Genomic DNA, 16,087 nt, shown 5'->3' with positions numbered 1-16,087 from the left:
CTCCTCAAAACGGACTACTTCGCCAGGGTCGGCGGTGTATCACCTCTTGTCCTTCCGCCGTCTGCCCCGCGAGGAGCGGGGAAGTGGCTTCATCTCGTCAGGCTTCAGTCCCTCCACCGTGACCGCCTGTCCACGTAAAACCGCCCTGATGCTGACGGCGCGGAGATGCACGGTGCGTCGGTTCTGGTAGTTGGCCGAATGTCCGGAAAGCAATCTCGGGTTGGTCGTTAGGTAGCGGGACAGCGTCTTGGCCAGCAGGGCGCGCGGAGCCGCCCGGTATCTCGCCGCCGCGACAACGAGATCCGTCACCGCCCAGAGGACGAGTACCTCTCCGCCGAAGCTGGAGGGTTCGCGTATCTGGACGTGACGGCTCGTCACCATGCGGGTCGCTCGCTTGACGGCTTCCTTGGGGGGCAGACGGCCGACCGTTGCTAGCTCGAGGGTGATCGCGAGAAGGAGGCCCAGGTCGTTGCCGGCGGAGATGGCGAGGTCAGCGACATCGTTGTAGCGGCCCGCGTCGATCAGTCTCACGCACAGCTTCCGGCCAGCGCCGAACGACCGTTCGCGCCGACGCCATCGCCGCAACCACTTGGCGCAGGGACCGGCGCCGCCCATGTTCAATTCGGCCATCGCGATCTCGGCGACGTCCGTGTCCGACACGCTGCCGGATTGCCCGCTCTTTCCGGGCGGCCGCGTCGCCCAGTTTTGGAGCCAGTCGTATGCCAATCGTAGCCTGCTCGATGCATCTCCGGCCAGGTCTTTCCGGCCAGAGAGGAACGCGGCCTCGTAGGCATGTGCGGAGCCCGCCCAGTCACCGCCCGCGATGAGGCGTCTCGTGACCTGTTCGAGCATCTGGTCGGTCTCGAGGAAGTACGGTGCGAGGTCGGTGTTCGCCGAAATCAGCTTCTGTTGCCGGGCGTCGGCTGCAGTCTCGCCGCCCGCCTTCAACGCCAGCTTCGCCGCCTCGGGATAACGCTTGTCGCGGATGGCCGCCTTGAGAGCGAACTGGAGTCGTTGGAGCGCGACGTCGCGACGGGCCATCGCCGGCTCAGTCGGAAGCGCGTCGTCGGTCAATGCGAGCCGGACGAGGTCGTCAAAGCGCCCGGCCTCGAGAAGCAGTTGCGGCAACCCCGCCGCTACGTAGGCGCTGCCTGCGGCAATCGGCAGCAGGCGCTCGATGAACGCGTCGAGCTGCGGCCCGGTCGGCCGGAACCTCTGCCTGAACCAGGTCTCCGTTGGCTCGTCCCTGAACTGGATGGCATCCTCGCGCACGATCAGCGGACGCTGGAGGTCGTGCGCCATGCTCGTCACCATGGCGACTGACACGTGCGCGACACGTGCGACGATGTCGAGTGGTACGAACGGCCGCAGGGTCGCCAGGGCGACGCAGACCGCATCGACCTGGCTCCGTTCGGTAGCGGGTGCGTCGTCCAACACCTTCCGGACCGCGCGCTCGAGCAGTTCTCCGATGAGGTCTTCTACCGTGCGCGGGTCGCCGGCCAGCCCGAGCAGTACGGTGCTCAACGGTCCTTTCTGGGCGAGTGCCGTTGCCTGCACGCGAGGATTTCTGGACGTCTGTCGATGTAACTCCTGGACCTCCTGATCAGACGCGACCGGATAGAAGGAGCGCAGGTGTTGGCCCGTCTCGGCCTCGCTGAACGGTTCGAGCTCCAGCAGGGGTACGTCGGCCGGGGGGGCGAGCATCTTCACGCGATGCGGGCGCGCGGTCATCACGATGCGGACGTTGTCCGGCCACTTCTCGCGGAGCAACAGCCGTGGGAAGCTGGAGCCGTCGTGAATCTCGTCGGCGGCGATCTGGGCGTTATCTGCCGCATCGATGACGACGCACAGCATCGCATCCGTGTTTCCGTTCCGGACTGCCGCCGCGGCGACCTCGACCCGGGCGAGGAAGGCACGGACATAGGCGGCGGGGTCGGCCTTGCTCGTCGGGATGAGTGGTCCACTGAGCGATCGCCCGGCGAACTCGTTCGCGAGCTGGACGAGACCGTCCCGGCAACGGTGTCGGTAGCCGCTCGCGCTCCGGTAGGCGCCGTTTCCGAAGCAGTCGTAGACGAAGGTCGCGCTGCCCATGGGAAGCTGTGCTCCGATCTGGGTGGACAGCACCGATTTGCCCGCGCCGGCGTCGGCGCTGATCACGCAGAGACTGCCGCCGGAGACGATCCGCTGCGCGAGTTTCGACAGTTGCGCTCGCGGGACGATGTTCGCGGGGAGTTCGATGAGCGAGGGGGCGGGATAGAGGTCGCGGGAGTCCGTCCCGAGCGCCTTCAGGATGTCGATCCTGGTGATCTCTGGTCGGTCCGAGAACTCGGTCGTCGCCCGCTGCTCGACGAGGTTCTTCATCTGGAGCGAGGCGTCGCGGTCTGGCTCGGGCAGGAATCCCGACAGGTCGTCATGCAGCTGGCAACGCTGTTCGAGATAGGCTTGGGTACGGCCCGTGAGCTTCAGGATCTTCGCGAGCCCGGATGCGATCGAGAAGTCTATCCTCATGGCATGGGCGGCCGCCTTGCCTTTGGCGCCGATCTGGCCATTTCGGAGTTGTTCGATGCCTGTTTCGAGTGACGGGGCGAACGGCCGGTTTGTCACGAACTCGAAGCGGAATCGCTTCGCGACGTCGGCGACCCCGAACTTGGCCACCAGCGCGACGTAGCGCTTCGCGAAATCCTGAAGGGTTTCCGTCATCGTGCTGGCGATCCACTCCTCCTCCTCGCGCAAAGTGGAATGCTTCAACTGGACGTAGTTAGTTAGTGTCGCCGTCGCGGGATCCGTCGAACCGTAGTATTCGGCGACGTCGATGGACTTCGACCCATCGCGGACGGCGCTTCCGTCGGGGATCGCCGGACCTTCGATCGAGACAGCCACGAGGTCCGTGTTGGGTGGAAGCAGGCGCAGGCAGCGTCTCGCCGTCCAGTAGTAATGGAACTGGTCGCCGTCCCGACTTGGTCTTACAGAATCCTCACCCGCCATGCCGCGGTTCTAGTCGATGCCGATGATCTTTCGCTAGATGGCCAGACATCCTGGAGAGTTTCGCGTGGACGACGGCATTGACGAGTTCATTGTCCGGTTCCCGCCCGACTTCCCCCTGCAGGATGTCATGGAGATCGCCGATGAGCTGACGCGGGATGGTGGGATCGTCCCCGGATACATCCCTTGCGGTAGCGGCGCCTTCGACCTGATGTCGGTCCAGTATTCGAAGCTGATGGGCGAGAAGACGGTCATCATTCCAGATCGCAACCTCATCTCGCGCATCGCGGCGATCGCGAAGGGGCGGGCGCGGTATCCGCTCGCTTCGCCTTCGCAGCTGGCGGCGAACCTGATTGCCTACTGCCAGTGCATGGGGATGGACTTTGAGCCGTCGATCGCATTCCACCAGCCCGGCCATCGGATGGGGAATGACGAGGCTAACCGCGAGTTAGGCTGGTTTCGCGTCAGCGACGCGGCGCAGGCGTTGGCCTGGGTCGCGGTGTCGCGCGGACGCGCCGACAGTTTGGGACAGTTTCAGCCTGAGGCATCGACGAAGCATGATTTCGCCTATCCGCGCCGACGCTGGGAGAAGAATTACGTCGTCGCGTTGCAGATTGCAGACCTCGAGCCATTCGATCGTTTGCCGCTCGATCGAGCCATCGCGCTCGTCGACTGGATGATGGACGACTTCTTCCTTGCAGGGCCTGCGGCGATCTTCGCGTCGGGAATCGAGGATCCGATCGGCGAGTTGATACTTGAAGGCAAGCGCCGCGCACGAGACTGGTCCCCCTTACCGGGCGCTCGCGCAACTCCCGGAACTGTTTGACGGAGGCGCACTTGCTTCGAACGGAACCAACCACCATTTCGGATTCATCTCACCGCGCGGGCGTTGTCACCAATGGGCACCCTCAGCCTAGGAGGGTCGAATGGTGACAGGTGAAGGAATGATGCTCGACGCGATGATGGCGGCAACCGACGCGATGGCGATCGGGCCGATCGAGGAACGCCTCGATAAGCTCGCGGCGCGGCTGGACAAGTTCGACAAGGCCGCGACGTTGGCGATGCTCGGCGGTCTGCTGACGGATCCCGATCTGCACGCGAATGCCGTCAGGTTCGAGGTGCTGATCCACTTGGTTGCGCTCCGTGCCAACGGAACGGTGCGACCGACCGCGGCCCAGCTCCGCGAATGGCTGAACGAGATTCTCGGCGAGGACCGGGTCGGGCACCAGGAGGATCCTCCCGAGGACGTGTTCGTGGCCAACGTGGTGTCGGGAGCGGGCAACTCGCTGCTGTTCGAGGGCATCTGGGAGGCCAACGCGGCCTATGTGCAGGCCGTGCTCTACGCTGTCACCGCGTGCGGGCGCGACGGAAGTACATGGGCTCCGCACTGCCTGCGGCAGGCGTCGGCGCTCCTCAACCTGAGCACCGCCATTGCGGAACGCAGTGGACTTTCCCGCAACGTCACCGGCGGAGGACGACGGCTTGCCCGTGTCCAATTCCCGACGAGGCGGATCGACGAGCTGTCGGCGCGTGTCCGGTTCACGCTAGCGGAACTCGCGGAACTCGAAATCGAGCCATTCGACCTGCGCCCGTTCGTCTTCGACCCGGGCCACAGCGCAGTGCTGCGCAGCGAGACGATCAGCTGGACCTCGCTCGAAGCTCGGCCGATCCTGATGGACGGCGACGAGTTTGTCGTCACCCTGCCGACGGCGATTGGCGCCGCGATCAGGCGGCGCGCCGTCGAGATGGCGTTGAACAACGAAGAAGGCGAACGTTTTCAGGAAAAGCTGACGGACTATCAGTTCGGCAATAGCGTCATGAGCGCCTGCATCGGCCTCGGCTTGGATCGGGTAACGAGGCCCGACGGAGACGCGCGGTCCGGCGCAGTCGAGATGATCTGCACGTTCGACGTCGGCGCCTACGCGCACGTCATCTTCGTCCAGGATGACGTCGAGGAGGTCGCGGAGGAAGGTTTCCGCTCGGTCAAGGACGTGTCCGCCGATGTGCGACGCCTCGTCGACGCTGGTATCGCCAAGATCAAAGCGATGCCGGATTTCCGGATTGGGATGACGATCCTCGCATTCGGCGGTCTGGGCAGGGGCTTCATGGCCGACCCCGGACGCGTACCGCCCGAATGGCCCTTCGTAGGACTCGGCGCCGAGGATCTGGAGCTCTTCGCCGACGACTCGAACACGTCAGCGCTGCAGATTTACCGGATCCTCGATCAGGAACGGCAGCTTCGCCTGACGCGGAGCCAGCTCGTGAATCCGAACGGTTTCCTCAATCTCTACGGCTTCGTGGAGGGCAACGATTTCGAGATCCTTCCCGAGGACGCCGAGCGCGGCCGCACGCTGATCCAGCTCGGTACCGACTACCTCACGTCGGTCCGGGTGCGGATCCGTCGCGCGCTCGACAAGCACGCGGTGCGGGTCGAGCCACGCAATGCGTTCGTCGAGGTCCGCAGACCCTCGACCGAGATGTACTTCGCCGATCTCCAGACGGAACCCAGCTACGTAAGCGTCGCCGACGCGATGGCTGGACGGCCCGCTGCGGCCATCGAGGTGGCTGGACGCAACTGGTGGATCACGATCGCGGGGATTGCCCCGACGCCGTCGAGGTCGCTGTCCTACCGTGTCTGGGACATGCTCAGGAATTGGGTGGTCATGATCGCGCCGGCGCTGGCCGGGGTTGCCGATCCGTTGCCCCAGTTCATCAGCATCGAGCTGACTTTCCCCGAAGGGACCGATCTCGACGCGGCGACGGTCGCGGATGACGCGGATCCCGCAAGGCCAGTTCTCAACATCGTCGGCGAGGACATCCGCATCGATTGCCCGGTGGATTACCTCAGAGCCTTCGGCCGTCCCGACAATGTTGGCGACCGCTGGATGGTCGAGACGGTCGTACAGGGCGCGCTCGACCTCGTCGGATCGGCCGACAGCGGTCTGGCCGAGCAGATCGCTTCCTCGATCGTCAAGGACAGGTCATCACGGCATCTCCATGTGCTGACGCCCAAGACGGCCGGGGACTTCATTCTCGCCACGGCCGAGCTGCCGAGCGCCCGAATGATGCAGCCCGAGGTGAGGGCCTGGGCGGACATCGGGCTCGCGCAGCGAAGCGGCGTGGCGCAGGGGGACGCCCGGGTAGTCGAGGACACGGCCGAAGCCGGCAAGCTGCTGCAGAAATCCGTCGAGGTCCTTTGGGAGGAGATACGCGCGCGGCTCGAGCTGATCGATCGGACGTCGGTCATCGAAGCGTGCATCGACAACCACAATGCGATCGACCGGGACCGTGCCACCTGGCGCCACACCGCCGCCGCCGTCCTCCACCTCCATCCACGCGAGGAGGTGATGCGCGCCGCGGTCGAGCGCGAGAGCGCGCGTTCTGAGGTGGGACTGAGCTGCCGCGTCGTCATCGAGATGGCGGTTTGCACCTCCCCGGAAACCGGGGGACGCACCTGTTCTCTGGACGACCTCGATTTCCTCCTGGCGCACGTTTCGCTCCTCTGTGGGGTCGCGTCGCGCAGTGACGAGATCCATCATGGGTTTGCCGAGCGCATCGAGATCAAGCCGAGCGGCGTCCTCCGGTTCGAGGACGAGTTCGCGGAGCGGATCCACCGGCCATTCATGGTCGCCTTGTCGCGGGACCAATTCGATGCGGCGGCGGAGGGGTACGACACGTTCTACGAGATGCCCGAGCAGATCGATGACGAGGAATACGAACGCGAGACCAACGAGGAATTCGATGCGGCGTTCGCGGTCGAGTACGGCGTGACGCCGATCCGCATGGTCGACTTCGTCTCCCGTCTCGGTGATCGCGCCGTCGCGTCGGGCAACGGGCGGGTGACCGTCCGCCGCTCAGAACTGAAGGCCGATCTCGTCGCGATGGACGGCGTGGATGACGCGGCGGCCGACAGGCTGCTGGAATCTTGGACCCTTGTTCCACGCGCGAAATGGAATGACATGAAGCCAGCCGGCGCAAGCGCGAAGGATTGGTTTCCGTGGCGCTTCACCCGACGACTTAGCCTGCTCTCTAGGCCAATCGTCCAGCTGGATGACGACGAGGATCCGACTTGCATCGTGTCGCCCGTGATCGCGGAGCACGGCTCGGAGTACGCGCTGCGGGCCTACAACGCGCGTCTCCCGGAATCCTACTTCCGGACCGAGGAGATGAAGCGCTGGGTCGGCGGCGCCGTCGACCGTCTGGGTCACCAGTTCAATCGCCGCGTCGCGGCGCGGCTCAATGAGCTTGGGCTCGAGACCGAAGCCGACTACCTGATGACCCGGTTGGGTGCAACCAAGGAGAGCGGAGACGTGGACGTGTTGGCCTGGAACGGATCGACCGGTGCCGTCTATGTCATCGAGTGCAAGCGCCTGCTCGCCGACAAGACGGTCGGCGAGATCGCCGAACGCCTGGTCGAATTCGGTCCCGACCATGTTGAGCGCGGCGGCAGAAGGGGGCCGACGAGAAGACACCTCGATCGTTTTAAGTTCCTGAAGGCGAATCTCTCGCAAGTATCGAAAGCCACCGGGATTGCCGAAGGGTCGATCGGACTGAAGTGCTGCCTCGTGACGTCTGCACTCGTTCCGATGCAGTTCCAGCGCGAGGCGGATGCCTATTTCGACATTGTGTCGGATTTCGACGGCATCGCCGGTCATTTCGCGTCGCGTGATTGACGGCTGATGATGGGTGATCTTCGGAGGCGTCGGGCGGGCGGCGGCGATCTCCACGAACTGCAATTGCTCGTGCAACGCGCCTATCGCGGCGATGCGGCTCGGCGCCGCCCCTTCGCGCAAGTTGACTTTTGCAGACGAAGAAGCTGAGCCAGCTTCGATCGTCCGGTTCTTGAGCGTGGCTGCTGTAAGCGGACTGGCAGAATTCGACCTAGTTCGCGTCGTTCTGCAACGCCGGTCGGATAAACGCTGGATGGCCGTTCCCGGCAGGAGCTGCCGTCCGACATATCGTCTGCGAACGGCAGAAATGTCCCAAGAGCTGTCGAATTCTGAGTTGTCGGCGACCGACCAGACTGCAAAATTCGGCGACCTTGTTGCGAGCGGCGGCTCTTGCCGAAACTCGCCATCCATGTCTCGCAAACCAGCCGGTCGGCTCTGCGCCCTAACAGCCGTCGTTCAGGCCCGCCCGGGGCGATCCCAAAAGCTGTCCTTCGTTCAGCCGCACGGCACCCAGCGCGTCGTAACCGACCTGTTCTATCGGCAGAAGGGCGTCGTGTTACGCACGCCGTCGCTGGCCGAACGGGCGACCGATGTACCGCTGCTCGCCAGATTGTTCCTGCGGCGGGCGGCCGAAGGTCGGGCCAACTTCTTGCCGGACGCGCTGAATTGGTTGGCGGGCCGGGGAAGGCCCGGCAACGTCCGCGAACTGCGCGCCGCCGTCGAATGCGCCCCAGCGCTGGCGATCCTGGGCGCGGCGGGCACCATCGTCACGGCCGCCGACCTCGCCTTCGCGGTCGGCGACGCTCCGTTACCGGTAGGGAGCGTCGCCACCATCGCCCCCCAAAGTCTTGAAGAGGAAATCGCCGCTCTGGAACGCCGCCGCATCGTCGAGGCCTTCAGCGGACCGGGCACAACCACACCCATACGACGCGCGAACTGGGTCTGTCGCGCGTCGGCCTGCTCAAGAAGATGGACCGGATGGGGCTGCGCTGATCTCCGTGCTGTAACCGCGCCGGTCAGCCTCGCGTCCTCCGGCCCGCCGACTGACGTGTCGGGCGCGCACAGCGCAGATGCTTAGGAAGAAGATTAATGGTTTCGGGCGACGGCAGATGGCCGGTGACGATGGGCAGGCGGTCCACGACATCCGCCAGGATCTCCAACCGCGTCGCTCCCGCATAGCGAACGGCATTTTCGCCGCCAATCTGCTGCCCGAGGAGGTCGGCCCGCGTCTCTTCGAAGGTCTGCAACGCCTTTAGCTCGGTGCTGACCATGTGTCGGCCGCTATGCACCGCCTGGCCCGGCTTGATGAGCGACAGCAGCGGCTTGATCTTCAGCCAGATGGTGTTGAAGAACACATCGCCCAACGGTCGGCCGCCCTTGCCGGGCACGATTTCCGGAAAGAGATATTCTTCGCCCGCCGCCCGCATCGCGGCAACGTAGTCCAGCAGGCCGAGCCGGCGAAGTTCCGCGCAGATGGGAACCTTTCGAGTGCTCTTGGCCGTTTTGACCCGTCCGGCGCGGGTGTTGCGGATATCGAAATACGGGACGCCATCTTCCTCGCCGATGTCCTCGACGAGCAGCTTGCATGCTTCCTCACGCCGCATACCCGAGTACCAGACAATCGGCATGATCCAATAAGCCGCATCATGCCAAATCCGGCCGTCACTTCCCTTCGTGAACCGGCCGTCCAGCGTTGGGCTGCCGGTCCAGATTCCGAGTGCGAACAGCTCTTGCCCCTGCTGGATGGTGTAGGGACCACGCTCCGTCCGTTCGTCGCGCTCCTCTTCCACGAGAATGTAGTCGGAGAAATCAAGCACCCGCATTTTTGTCTTGCTGGCAAGCCATGTGGACAGCTTTTTCAGGTTGGCGAAGTGCCTGTTGATCGTACCGACATCCAATCCGATCGTGAAATTAATGGCTTCTGCGTGCTTCTCCGCCTCCTCCACCCGGTCGGCAGCCTCGAGGCAGATGTCTTCGATCTTCATCGGCTCGTGCCGCACCGACTTGTGATGCGTGGAAGGCATGCGGTTGAGCTGGTCGTAGAACCGGTTGAGATCCTCCTGCCTTGTTTGCGCCAAGGGCTTGCCGCCATTCGACTTGCCGAACAAGAAGGCCGCCGCCTTAAACTGACGCCGCTGACTGTCGGCCCAAGTCTTCGCCTGTGACTTAGGCTTGTTAGCGGCCGCTTTGGTCACGGTGGCGCGCCCTCGGGCCTTTGGCTTGAGGCTCATATACGCCTCAACTACCTCCAACGGGGTCATGCGCGCGTAGCGCTGCCTTTCCGCTTTCTCGTCCTCCCCATCCTCCTCATCCCATTGCTCGGGATTGGCCGAGACATTCGCCGCCGTCTGCGCGGACATGGGGGCTGGCGTCGGGGCTACGCTTTGTGCGGGCGAAGGAGCCGCCGCGCCGAGGGGTCGCATAATGGTCGCCGCGACGGCCATTCGATTGGCCATGTCCTGCAACGCCGGATCGGCGTACGACGCCGCGGCCGCCGCTCGCGCCTGACACATGATCTGACGGGCGGCCTCACTCCGGTCGCCGGATTCGTCGATACCCACGCGGCGCAATAAGTCTCGCGCTTCCTTCAGCAGATGCTCGGGCAATTCGGGGGTTCGGCCGAGCATCGCATAGAGATGCCCGCGTGCGTCGTCGTCCAAGTCGGCAAAGCGGCTGTCGAAGCCGCCAACATAATCGATTCCCAGAAAATCAGTGAAGCCATTGTCGGCAAAATCGCGGTTCACCGCGCCATAGATGGCCCGCATCTGCGCGAAGCGTTCCGCGACATGGCCTTCGCCGTCCTGCTGGATCGACTGGTGCTGATAGGCCAGCATATTCCGGTAGCGGATCATCTCCTCCTGAAATATGGCACTGGCTTGGTCGGCGGTAAGGCCGTCTCGCTCAATCTTTTCGTACAGGCTCATCCGCACCGTCTCGCTCTGCCCGGTCATCGCGACCGCGCGTCGACGCGCGACCGGCTGGTCCTTCGTCAGAAGGCTGACCATCATCACTACGGTTATAGGTTTTGCGCTCGCTGGCGCCAAACGCAGTCTTCGCCGCCACCAATAGACCGCACTGCGGCGGGTGACGTTCTCGATCGCTGGCATCAGGGACTGGCTCCATCGACTGGCGTCAGTTGACGCCACTGCGATGGTTGAATCCCTGCCAAGTTACCGAAAACCGCAGTTTTCCGTCCCCTTAGCTGGGGCAATCAGTGCTTGGCTGGGGCGGCAGGATTCGAACCTGCGTATGACGGTACCAAAAACCGTTGCCTTACCGCTTGGCGACGCCCCAGTGGAGAGGCGCGCCTTATACCCGGCGCGCCGCTCTTGAAAAGCCTTTATTGCGACAAAATCGTCAGCCCAGGCGGCGCATCCAGCCGTGCGGATCGGGGGCTTGGCCGCGCTGGATCGAGACCAGTTGCTCGCGCAGCCTCGTCGTCAGCTGGCCGGGGCCGCCGCTGCCGATGGTGAAACGGCCTGCAGGCTCGGCGACGCTACCGATCGGGGTGACGACCGCCGCGGTTCCGCAGGCAAAGGCCTCGACCAGGCGACCGCTGGCGGCGTCGGCACGCCACTGGTCGATCGCATAGGGCTCCTCGCGCACGGTCAGGCCTTGCGCACGGGCGATGGTCAGGATCGAATCGCGGGTGATGCCCGGCAGGATCGTGCCGGTCAGCGGTGGGGTCACGAGGCTGCCGTCGTCGAAGACGAAGAAGACGTTCATGCCGCCGAGCTCCTCGACCCAGCGGCGCTCGACCGCGTCGAGGAAGACCACCTGGTCACACCCGTTGGCGATCGCTTCCTTCTGAGCGAGCAGGCTGGCGGCATAATTGCCGCCGCACTTGGCCGCACCCGTGCCGCCGGGAGCCGCACGCGTATAGCCCTGGCTGACCCAGATCGACACGGCGGGCGCGCCGCCCTTGAAATAGGCGCCGACGGACGAGGCGATGACCATGTAGAGATATTCGGACGAGGGCTTCACGCCTAGGAAGACCTCGCTCGCGAACATGAAGGGGCGCAGGTAGAGCGCACCGCCATCCTGCTCCGGGATCCAGTCCCGCTCCGTCTTGACCAGGCGTTCGACCGATTCGAGGAACAGCTCTTCCGGCAGCTCGGGCATGGCCATACGCCGCGCCGAATCCTGGAAACGCCGGGCGTTCGCCTCGGGCCGAAACAGGGCGGTGCCGCCATCGGCCAGCCGATAGGCCTTCATCCCCTCAAATATCTCCTGCGCATAGTGCAGGACCGAGGCCGCCGGATCGACGCTGAGCGGCGCGCGTGCGGTAATTTGCGCATCGTGCCAGCCCTTCTCCTCGCTATAGCGGATCAGCGCCATGTGATCGGTGAAGACCCGTCCGAAGCCCGGATCGACCAGACGCGCCGTCCGCTCGCTCGCCGCGACCGGGGTCGCACAAGGATCGAACCGAAACGTAAGGGATTGTGGCGCTTCCATGGTCAACTCTCTGTTTTGGGTTGCCGTGGCCTAGGCCCTGTGTCTAGACGGGTCAACATGGCTGCCTCGAACCAGTCCGCATCGGCACAATTTCTCCGCGAACCTGAACTGCGCAGGGGGATGGAATTGCTGTATTTCGGCAATAGTCACCTCGTGCGATCGATCGATCGCGGTCTCGCCGCGCAAGGGTTGGGCCGCGCCCATCACCGTGCGCTCTACTTCATGGCCCGCAAGCCCGACATGACGGTCAGCGAGTTGCTATCGCTCCTGGCGATCACCAAACAGTCGCTTGGCCGCGTACTCAACGAGCTGGCGACCCGCGATTTGGTCGAGACCCGGCCGGGCGACCGCGACCGGCGGCAGCGACTGTTGCGCCTGACCCCGGCGGGCGCAAAGATGGAAGCCGAGCTCTTCGACGCGCTGCGCGAAAAGCTGTCCAAGGCCTATGCCCGTGCGGGGCAGCAGGCGGTGACGGGGTTCTGGACCGTGCTGGAAGGGTTCATCCCCGAGCAGGAACGTGCCCGGATCGAGGATTTGCGCATCAATGACGGGTGATTTTCACCGATAGCGAAGGTTTGAGCGGTTCTCGTGCCCTTCTTCCCCGAGCAGAGGAGGAATGGCGCGAATCCCGATCGGTCCCGGGAACGGGGCAATCCGTCTGCGCCTTCGTCAGAGAAGCTGTGGCGGAGCTTGAACAACCCAGGCCGGCGAAGACCGACCTACCGTCGAGCGGCCGCCGCCATTTCGCGATTTCGCCGCTCCGATGCGGTCAGGGTCTCGGCCATCAGCTTCGACAGCGCGTCGCCCGCGTCCAAGATGTTCAGGCCCTCGCGAGTCGATCCGCCAGGGCTTGCCACCCGATCCGCCAGCACGGCGGGTGGGGCATCGGCGATCATCGCCATGGCCCCTGCCCCGTCGACGGTCGCCAACGCCAGCCGCTGCGCCAGTTCCGGTGACAGTCCCAGGCCAACCCCGGCCTGCGCCAGAGCATCGATGAAGCGGAACACGAAGGCCGGGCCACAGCCCGCCAGCGCGGTGACGGCATCGAACCGCGTCTCATCCTCGATCCAAGGCGCGATCCCCAACGGTGTCGCCAATGCCTCCGCCGCCGCCCGGACGGACGGATCGGTGGAGCGGGTATAGAGCGCCGTCACGCCCTGTCCAATCGCGACCGGCAGGTTCGGCATCATCCGCACGATCGCCTGCGCCGCGATCCGCGATGCCAGCGCCTGCTCTTCGACGCCCGCCAGGATCGATAGCAGCAGGGCGGGACGAAGATGGGCAAGTGTGGGCGCAATATCGTCAAGCTGCTGAGGCTTGAACCCCAGCATCAAGGTCGTCGCCGTCTCATCAACAGGCAGAGCGGTCAGCGAGCGAACACCTTCCGGCGCGCCGCGTCCGCTGCGTGTGATGACGGTAACTTGGCGGGGGTCCAATCCGGCATCGAGCCAGCGTCGCAGCATAGCTCCAGCCATGTTGCCGCATCCCATCAGCCAGATCGGCCCGGCCGGGAAGCTCACGCGACGCTCCTCAAGCTTCGCCCTGCGTCTCGATCAACGCGGCGGCCAGCGCCTCACGCGGGGTCTTGCCGCCCCACAGGACGAACTGGAACACGGGGTAGAAGCGCTCGCACTCCTCGATCGCCGATTCGACCAGCAATTCGGTTGCCGAGAGCGAAATCGTGCCGTCTTCGCCGCCATCAACCATCGCGGCGTGGCGGTAGAGCAGGATGCCGCTGTTCGACCAAAGTTCGAAATGGCCGATCCAGAGCTGCTCGTTGACCAGGGCCAGCGCTTCATAGATGCTGGCACGGCGATCCTCGGTAACCTTTATATCAGGAAAAGCCAGGAATTGCAGGACGCTATCGTCGTCACGCCACAACGCGCGCAGCTCATAGCTTGCCCAGCTGCCCTTTACCGTCGCGACGATTTCCTCATCATGACGTTCATGCTCCCACCCATGGGCAGCGAAATACGCTTCCAGCATATCGATGGGGGCCGAGTCATCGGCTTCATGATCGGTCGATTCAAGCATCACAGGCCCCTGCGAACAAACCCAGACCGCCGCAGGTTGCACCGCGTATGGCCAAGCTGCAAGCAGCGCGACGCCGAAATCTGTGGATAGCTGTCCGGCGACGCACGCCGGACCAGCGATCGGAATGGATTAGCCGGGTCAGGATTCAACCCCGCTCGTCGTCGCCACGGTGTGCCGCGCTTCCAGCGCATCCAGACGGGCCTTCAGCGCGTCGGCCTCGTCACGCGCGGCGACGGCCATTGCCTTGACGACTTCGAATTCCTCGCGGCTGACGAAATCCAGACCGCCGATCCACTCCCGCGCACGCGACCGGGCGCTGGCTTCGGCTTCACGCCCCATGCCCGCCACGGTGCCGGCCAGGCCGTTCATCACCTTGGCGAAATCGTCGAACAGCTTGTTGTCGGCCTGCATGATTAAATTCCCAAAAATCGTTTCACAGCATTTGGGAGGTCTGGGCGCTCGGCACAAGCCTTTCCGCGTCGGGATTAAGCTGGCCGATCCGCCAGTTGAGCACCCCGGCGAACGACAGCCAGACAAGATACGGCACCATCAGCCATGCCGCCCCGCGCCGGATACGCGAAAATGCGACGGTGGTGGCGATGGACAGGAGCAGGATGGCGATCAGCACGAAAAGCGCCAGCCCGACCCTGTGCGCCCCAAAGAACAAGGGCGTCCAGGCCAGGTTCAGCGCGAACTGCGCGACGAACAGGCCGATGGCGACACCCCGCCCCGTGGCGCCGCGCGCATGGGCGATTATCGCCAGGGCCAGGCCGATCAAGACATAGAGCGCGGTCCAGGCGACGGGAAACACCCAGCCGGGCGGCGTCAGTTCAGGCTTGGTCAGCGCCATATACCAGCCATTCTCGCTGCCCGCCGGCACGGAGCGCCCGGATGCGAAACCCAGCAACAGGATGAGGGGCACGATGACGATCGCCCAGCGCAGGAAAGACATCCGCAACTGACCCTTGGACGCAATCGTACCCAATTGACCCTCTTTCGCCATGATGCTGCCGGGTGTGCCGTACCGGCACCGGACAGTAAACGGGTAAGGTGAACGTTAAATGCGCCGTGCCGTTCAATTTCGGGATGCGGCGACCAAAAACTCGATATTTCCCTCCGGCCCGGTAATCGGGCTTTGGGTGACGCCCGCAACCGCCCACCCCGCTTCGGTCAGCCAGGCTACGACCTGGTCGCAGACGCGGGCATGCACGGCCGGGTCGCGGACCACCCCGCCCTTGCCGACCTCCTCGCGCCCCGCCTCGAACTGCGGCTTGATGAGCGCGAGCAGCCGCGCTTCGGGACCGGCAAAGCTCAGGGGGCGTTCCAGCACCTTGGCAAGGCCGATGAAACTGGCGTCGCAGACGACCATGTCGATCGGCTCGGGGATATGGGCTTCGGTCAGGATGCGGGCGCTGGTCTGCTCATGAACGATCACGCGCGGGTCCTGCCGGAGCGACCAGGCAAGCTGGTTGGTGCCGCTATCAACCGCATAGACGCGCGCGGCACCCTTTTGCAGCAAGACGTCGGTGAAGCCGCCCGTCGAACTGCCGACGTCGATCGCGACCGCGCCGGTCACGTCCCAGCCGAAATGTTCGAGCCCATGGGCCAGCTTGATCCCGCCCCGCGACACCCAGGGATGATCGCGCCCCCGCACGTCGAGCGTAGCGTCTTGCGCGATTTGCTGTCCCGGCTTGGCGATCTTTGTATCGCCCGAAAACACCAGCCCCGCCATCACCAGCGCCTGTGCGCGGGATCGGGATTCCACGAGTCCGCGATCCACGAGCATCTGATCGACACGCTGTTTGGCCATGGCCCGCCCTACCCCCCGCATCGGTCTGTCGCAAGCCGCGATCCACTGGGCGTAAAGACTATTGCCTATCTATTTGGTAGGAATAAATTCGATAGTCGGAATCGGGAGTCGTCGGCATTTCGCAGCCTCGTTCGTC

General features: G+C 64.4%; 12 protein-coding genes and 1 tRNA gene. 4 read left to right on the top strand and 9 right to left on the bottom strand.

Going from position 1 to position 16,087, the window contains the following annotated elements:
* Positions 1 to 39: 39 nt before the first annotated feature.
* Positions 40 to 2,880, bottom strand: a complete 2,841-nt coding sequence (locus ACWPWT_RS14780) for a hypothetical protein (protein WP_454280313.1) — start codon at positions 2,878 to 2,880, stop codon at positions 40 to 42.
* A gap of 169 nt (positions 2,881 to 3,049) precedes the next feature.
* Here ACWPWT_RS14780 and ACWPWT_RS14775 point away from each other — a divergent pair, with 169 nt between their 5' ends.
* The 3 genes from ACWPWT_RS14775 (at position 3,050) to ACWPWT_RS14765 (ending at position 8,730) form a co-directional block, all read left to right on the top strand.
* Positions 3,050 to 3,808, top strand: a complete 759-nt coding sequence (locus ACWPWT_RS14775; RefSeq protein WP_454280312.1) for a hypothetical protein — start codon at positions 3,050 to 3,052, stop codon at positions 3,806 to 3,808.
* 118 nt (positions 3,809 to 3,926) lie between these two features.
* Complete coding sequence (locus ACWPWT_RS14770; RefSeq protein ID WP_454280311.1) at positions 3,927 to 7,655, top strand: hypothetical protein; 3,729 nt, start codon at positions 3,927 to 3,929, stop codon at positions 7,653 to 7,655.
* Between the two features lie 304 nt (positions 7,656 to 7,959).
* Positions 7,960 to 8,730 (top strand): hypothetical protein, encoded by a 771-nt coding sequence (locus ACWPWT_RS14765; protein ID WP_454280310.1) that lies wholly within the window; start codon positions 7,960 to 7,962, stop codon positions 8,728 to 8,730.
* Here ACWPWT_RS14765 and ACWPWT_RS14760 read toward each other — a convergent pair.
* The 3 genes from ACWPWT_RS14760 to ACWPWT_RS14750 form a co-directional block, all read right to left on the bottom strand.
* Complete coding sequence (locus ACWPWT_RS14760; RefSeq protein WP_454280309.1) at positions 8,669 to 10,759, bottom strand: integrase; 2,091 nt, start codon at positions 10,757 to 10,759, stop codon at positions 8,669 to 8,671. The two genes, ACWPWT_RS14765 and ACWPWT_RS14760, sit on opposite strands and share 62 nt — an antisense overlap.
* 112 nt (positions 10,760 to 10,871) lie before the next feature.
* Positions 10,872 to 10,946 (bottom strand) — tRNA-Gln (locus tag ACWPWT_RS14755).
* A gap of 63 nt (positions 10,947 to 11,009) precedes the next feature.
* On the bottom strand, positions 11,010 to 12,107 hold the full coding sequence (locus ACWPWT_RS14750; RefSeq protein WP_454280308.1) for a branched-chain amino acid aminotransferase: 1,098 nt from the start codon (positions 12,105 to 12,107) through the stop codon (positions 11,010 to 11,012).
* Positions 12,108 to 12,164: 57 nt separating this feature from the next.
* Between ACWPWT_RS14750 and ACWPWT_RS14745 the strand changes: the two genes are divergently transcribed.
* Positions 12,165 to 12,662 (top strand): MarR family transcriptional regulator, encoded by a 498-nt coding sequence (locus ACWPWT_RS14745; protein ID WP_454280307.1) that lies wholly within the window; start codon positions 12,165 to 12,167, stop codon positions 12,660 to 12,662.
* Positions 12,663 to 12,826: 164 nt separating this feature from the next.
* On the opposite strand, the gene ACWPWT_RS14740 is transcribed toward ACWPWT_RS14745, so the two are convergent.
* The 5 genes from ACWPWT_RS14740 to ACWPWT_RS14720 form a co-directional block, all read right to left on the bottom strand.
* Complete coding sequence (locus ACWPWT_RS14740; protein WP_454280980.1) at positions 12,827 to 13,597, bottom strand: pyrroline-5-carboxylate reductase family protein; 771 nt, start codon at positions 13,595 to 13,597, stop codon at positions 12,827 to 12,829.
* A gap of 40 nt (positions 13,598 to 13,637) precedes the next feature.
* Complete coding sequence (locus tag ACWPWT_RS14735) at positions 13,638 to 14,141, bottom strand: type III secretion system chaperone family protein (RefSeq protein WP_261270409.1); 504 nt, start codon at positions 14,139 to 14,141, stop codon at positions 13,638 to 13,640.
* Positions 14,142 to 14,279: 138 nt separating this feature from the next.
* Positions 14,280 to 14,552, bottom strand: coding sequence for an accessory factor UbiK family protein (locus ACWPWT_RS14730; protein WP_454280306.1), 273 nt, complete (start codon positions 14,550 to 14,552; stop codon positions 14,280 to 14,282).
* 22 nt (positions 14,553 to 14,574) lie between these two features.
* Positions 14,575 to 15,093 (bottom strand): TspO/MBR family protein, encoded by a 519-nt coding sequence (locus ACWPWT_RS14725; protein WP_454280305.1) that lies wholly within the window; start codon positions 15,091 to 15,093, stop codon positions 14,575 to 14,577.
* 123 nt (positions 15,094 to 15,216) lie between these two features.
* Positions 15,217 to 15,951: a TlyA family RNA methyltransferase gene (locus ACWPWT_RS14720; RefSeq protein ID WP_454280304.1), complete on the bottom strand. Its 735-nt coding sequence runs from the start codon at positions 15,949 to 15,951 to the stop codon at positions 15,217 to 15,219.
* Between the last annotated feature and the right edge of the window lie 136 nt (positions 15,952 to 16,087).

Source organism: Sphingomonas sp. Marseille-Q8236 (assembly GCF_965112005.1).
The sequence above is the reverse complement of the archived record's forward strand: the minus strand, read 5'-3'. Positions and strand labels throughout refer to the sequence as shown.

Excerpts from the sequence above, each read along its gene's own strand:
- ACWPWT_RS14770 (WP_454280311.1), top strand. The coding sequence starts at position 3,927 with ATGATGCTCGACGCGATGATGGCGGCAACCGACGCGATGGCGATCGGG.
- ACWPWT_RS14765 (WP_454280310.1), top strand. The coding sequence starts at position 7,960 with ATGTCCCAAGAGCTGTCGAATTCTGAGTTGTCGGCGACCGACCAGACT.
- ACWPWT_RS14760 (WP_454280309.1), bottom strand. The coding sequence starts at position 10,759 with ATGCCAGCGATCGAGAACGTCACCCGCCGCAGTGCGGTCTATTGGTGG.
- ACWPWT_RS14750 (WP_454280308.1), bottom strand. The coding sequence starts at position 12,107 with ATGGAAGCGCCACAATCCCTTACGTTTCGGTTCGATCCTTGTGCGACC.
- ACWPWT_RS14745 (WP_454280307.1), top strand. The coding sequence starts at position 12,165 with ATGGCTGCCTCGAACCAGTCCGCATCGGCACAATTTCTCCGCGAACCT.
- ACWPWT_RS14740 (WP_454280980.1), bottom strand. The coding sequence starts at position 13,597 with ATGGGATGCGGCAACATGGCTGGAGCTATGCTGCGACGCTGGCTCGAT.
- ACWPWT_RS14735 (WP_261270409.1), bottom strand. The coding sequence starts at position 14,141 with ATGCTTGAATCGACCGATCATGAAGCCGATGACTCGGCCCCCATCGAT.
- ACWPWT_RS14730 (WP_454280306.1), bottom strand. The coding sequence starts at position 14,552 with ATGCAGGCCGACAACAAGCTGTTCGACGATTTCGCCAAGGTGATGAAC.
- ACWPWT_RS14725 (WP_454280305.1), bottom strand. The coding sequence starts at position 15,093 with ATGTCTTTCCTGCGCTGGGCGATCGTCATCGTGCCCCTCATCCTGTTG.
- ACWPWT_RS14720 (WP_454280304.1), bottom strand. The coding sequence starts at position 15,951 with ATGGCCAAACAGCGTGTCGATCAGATGCTCGTGGATCGCGGACTCGTG.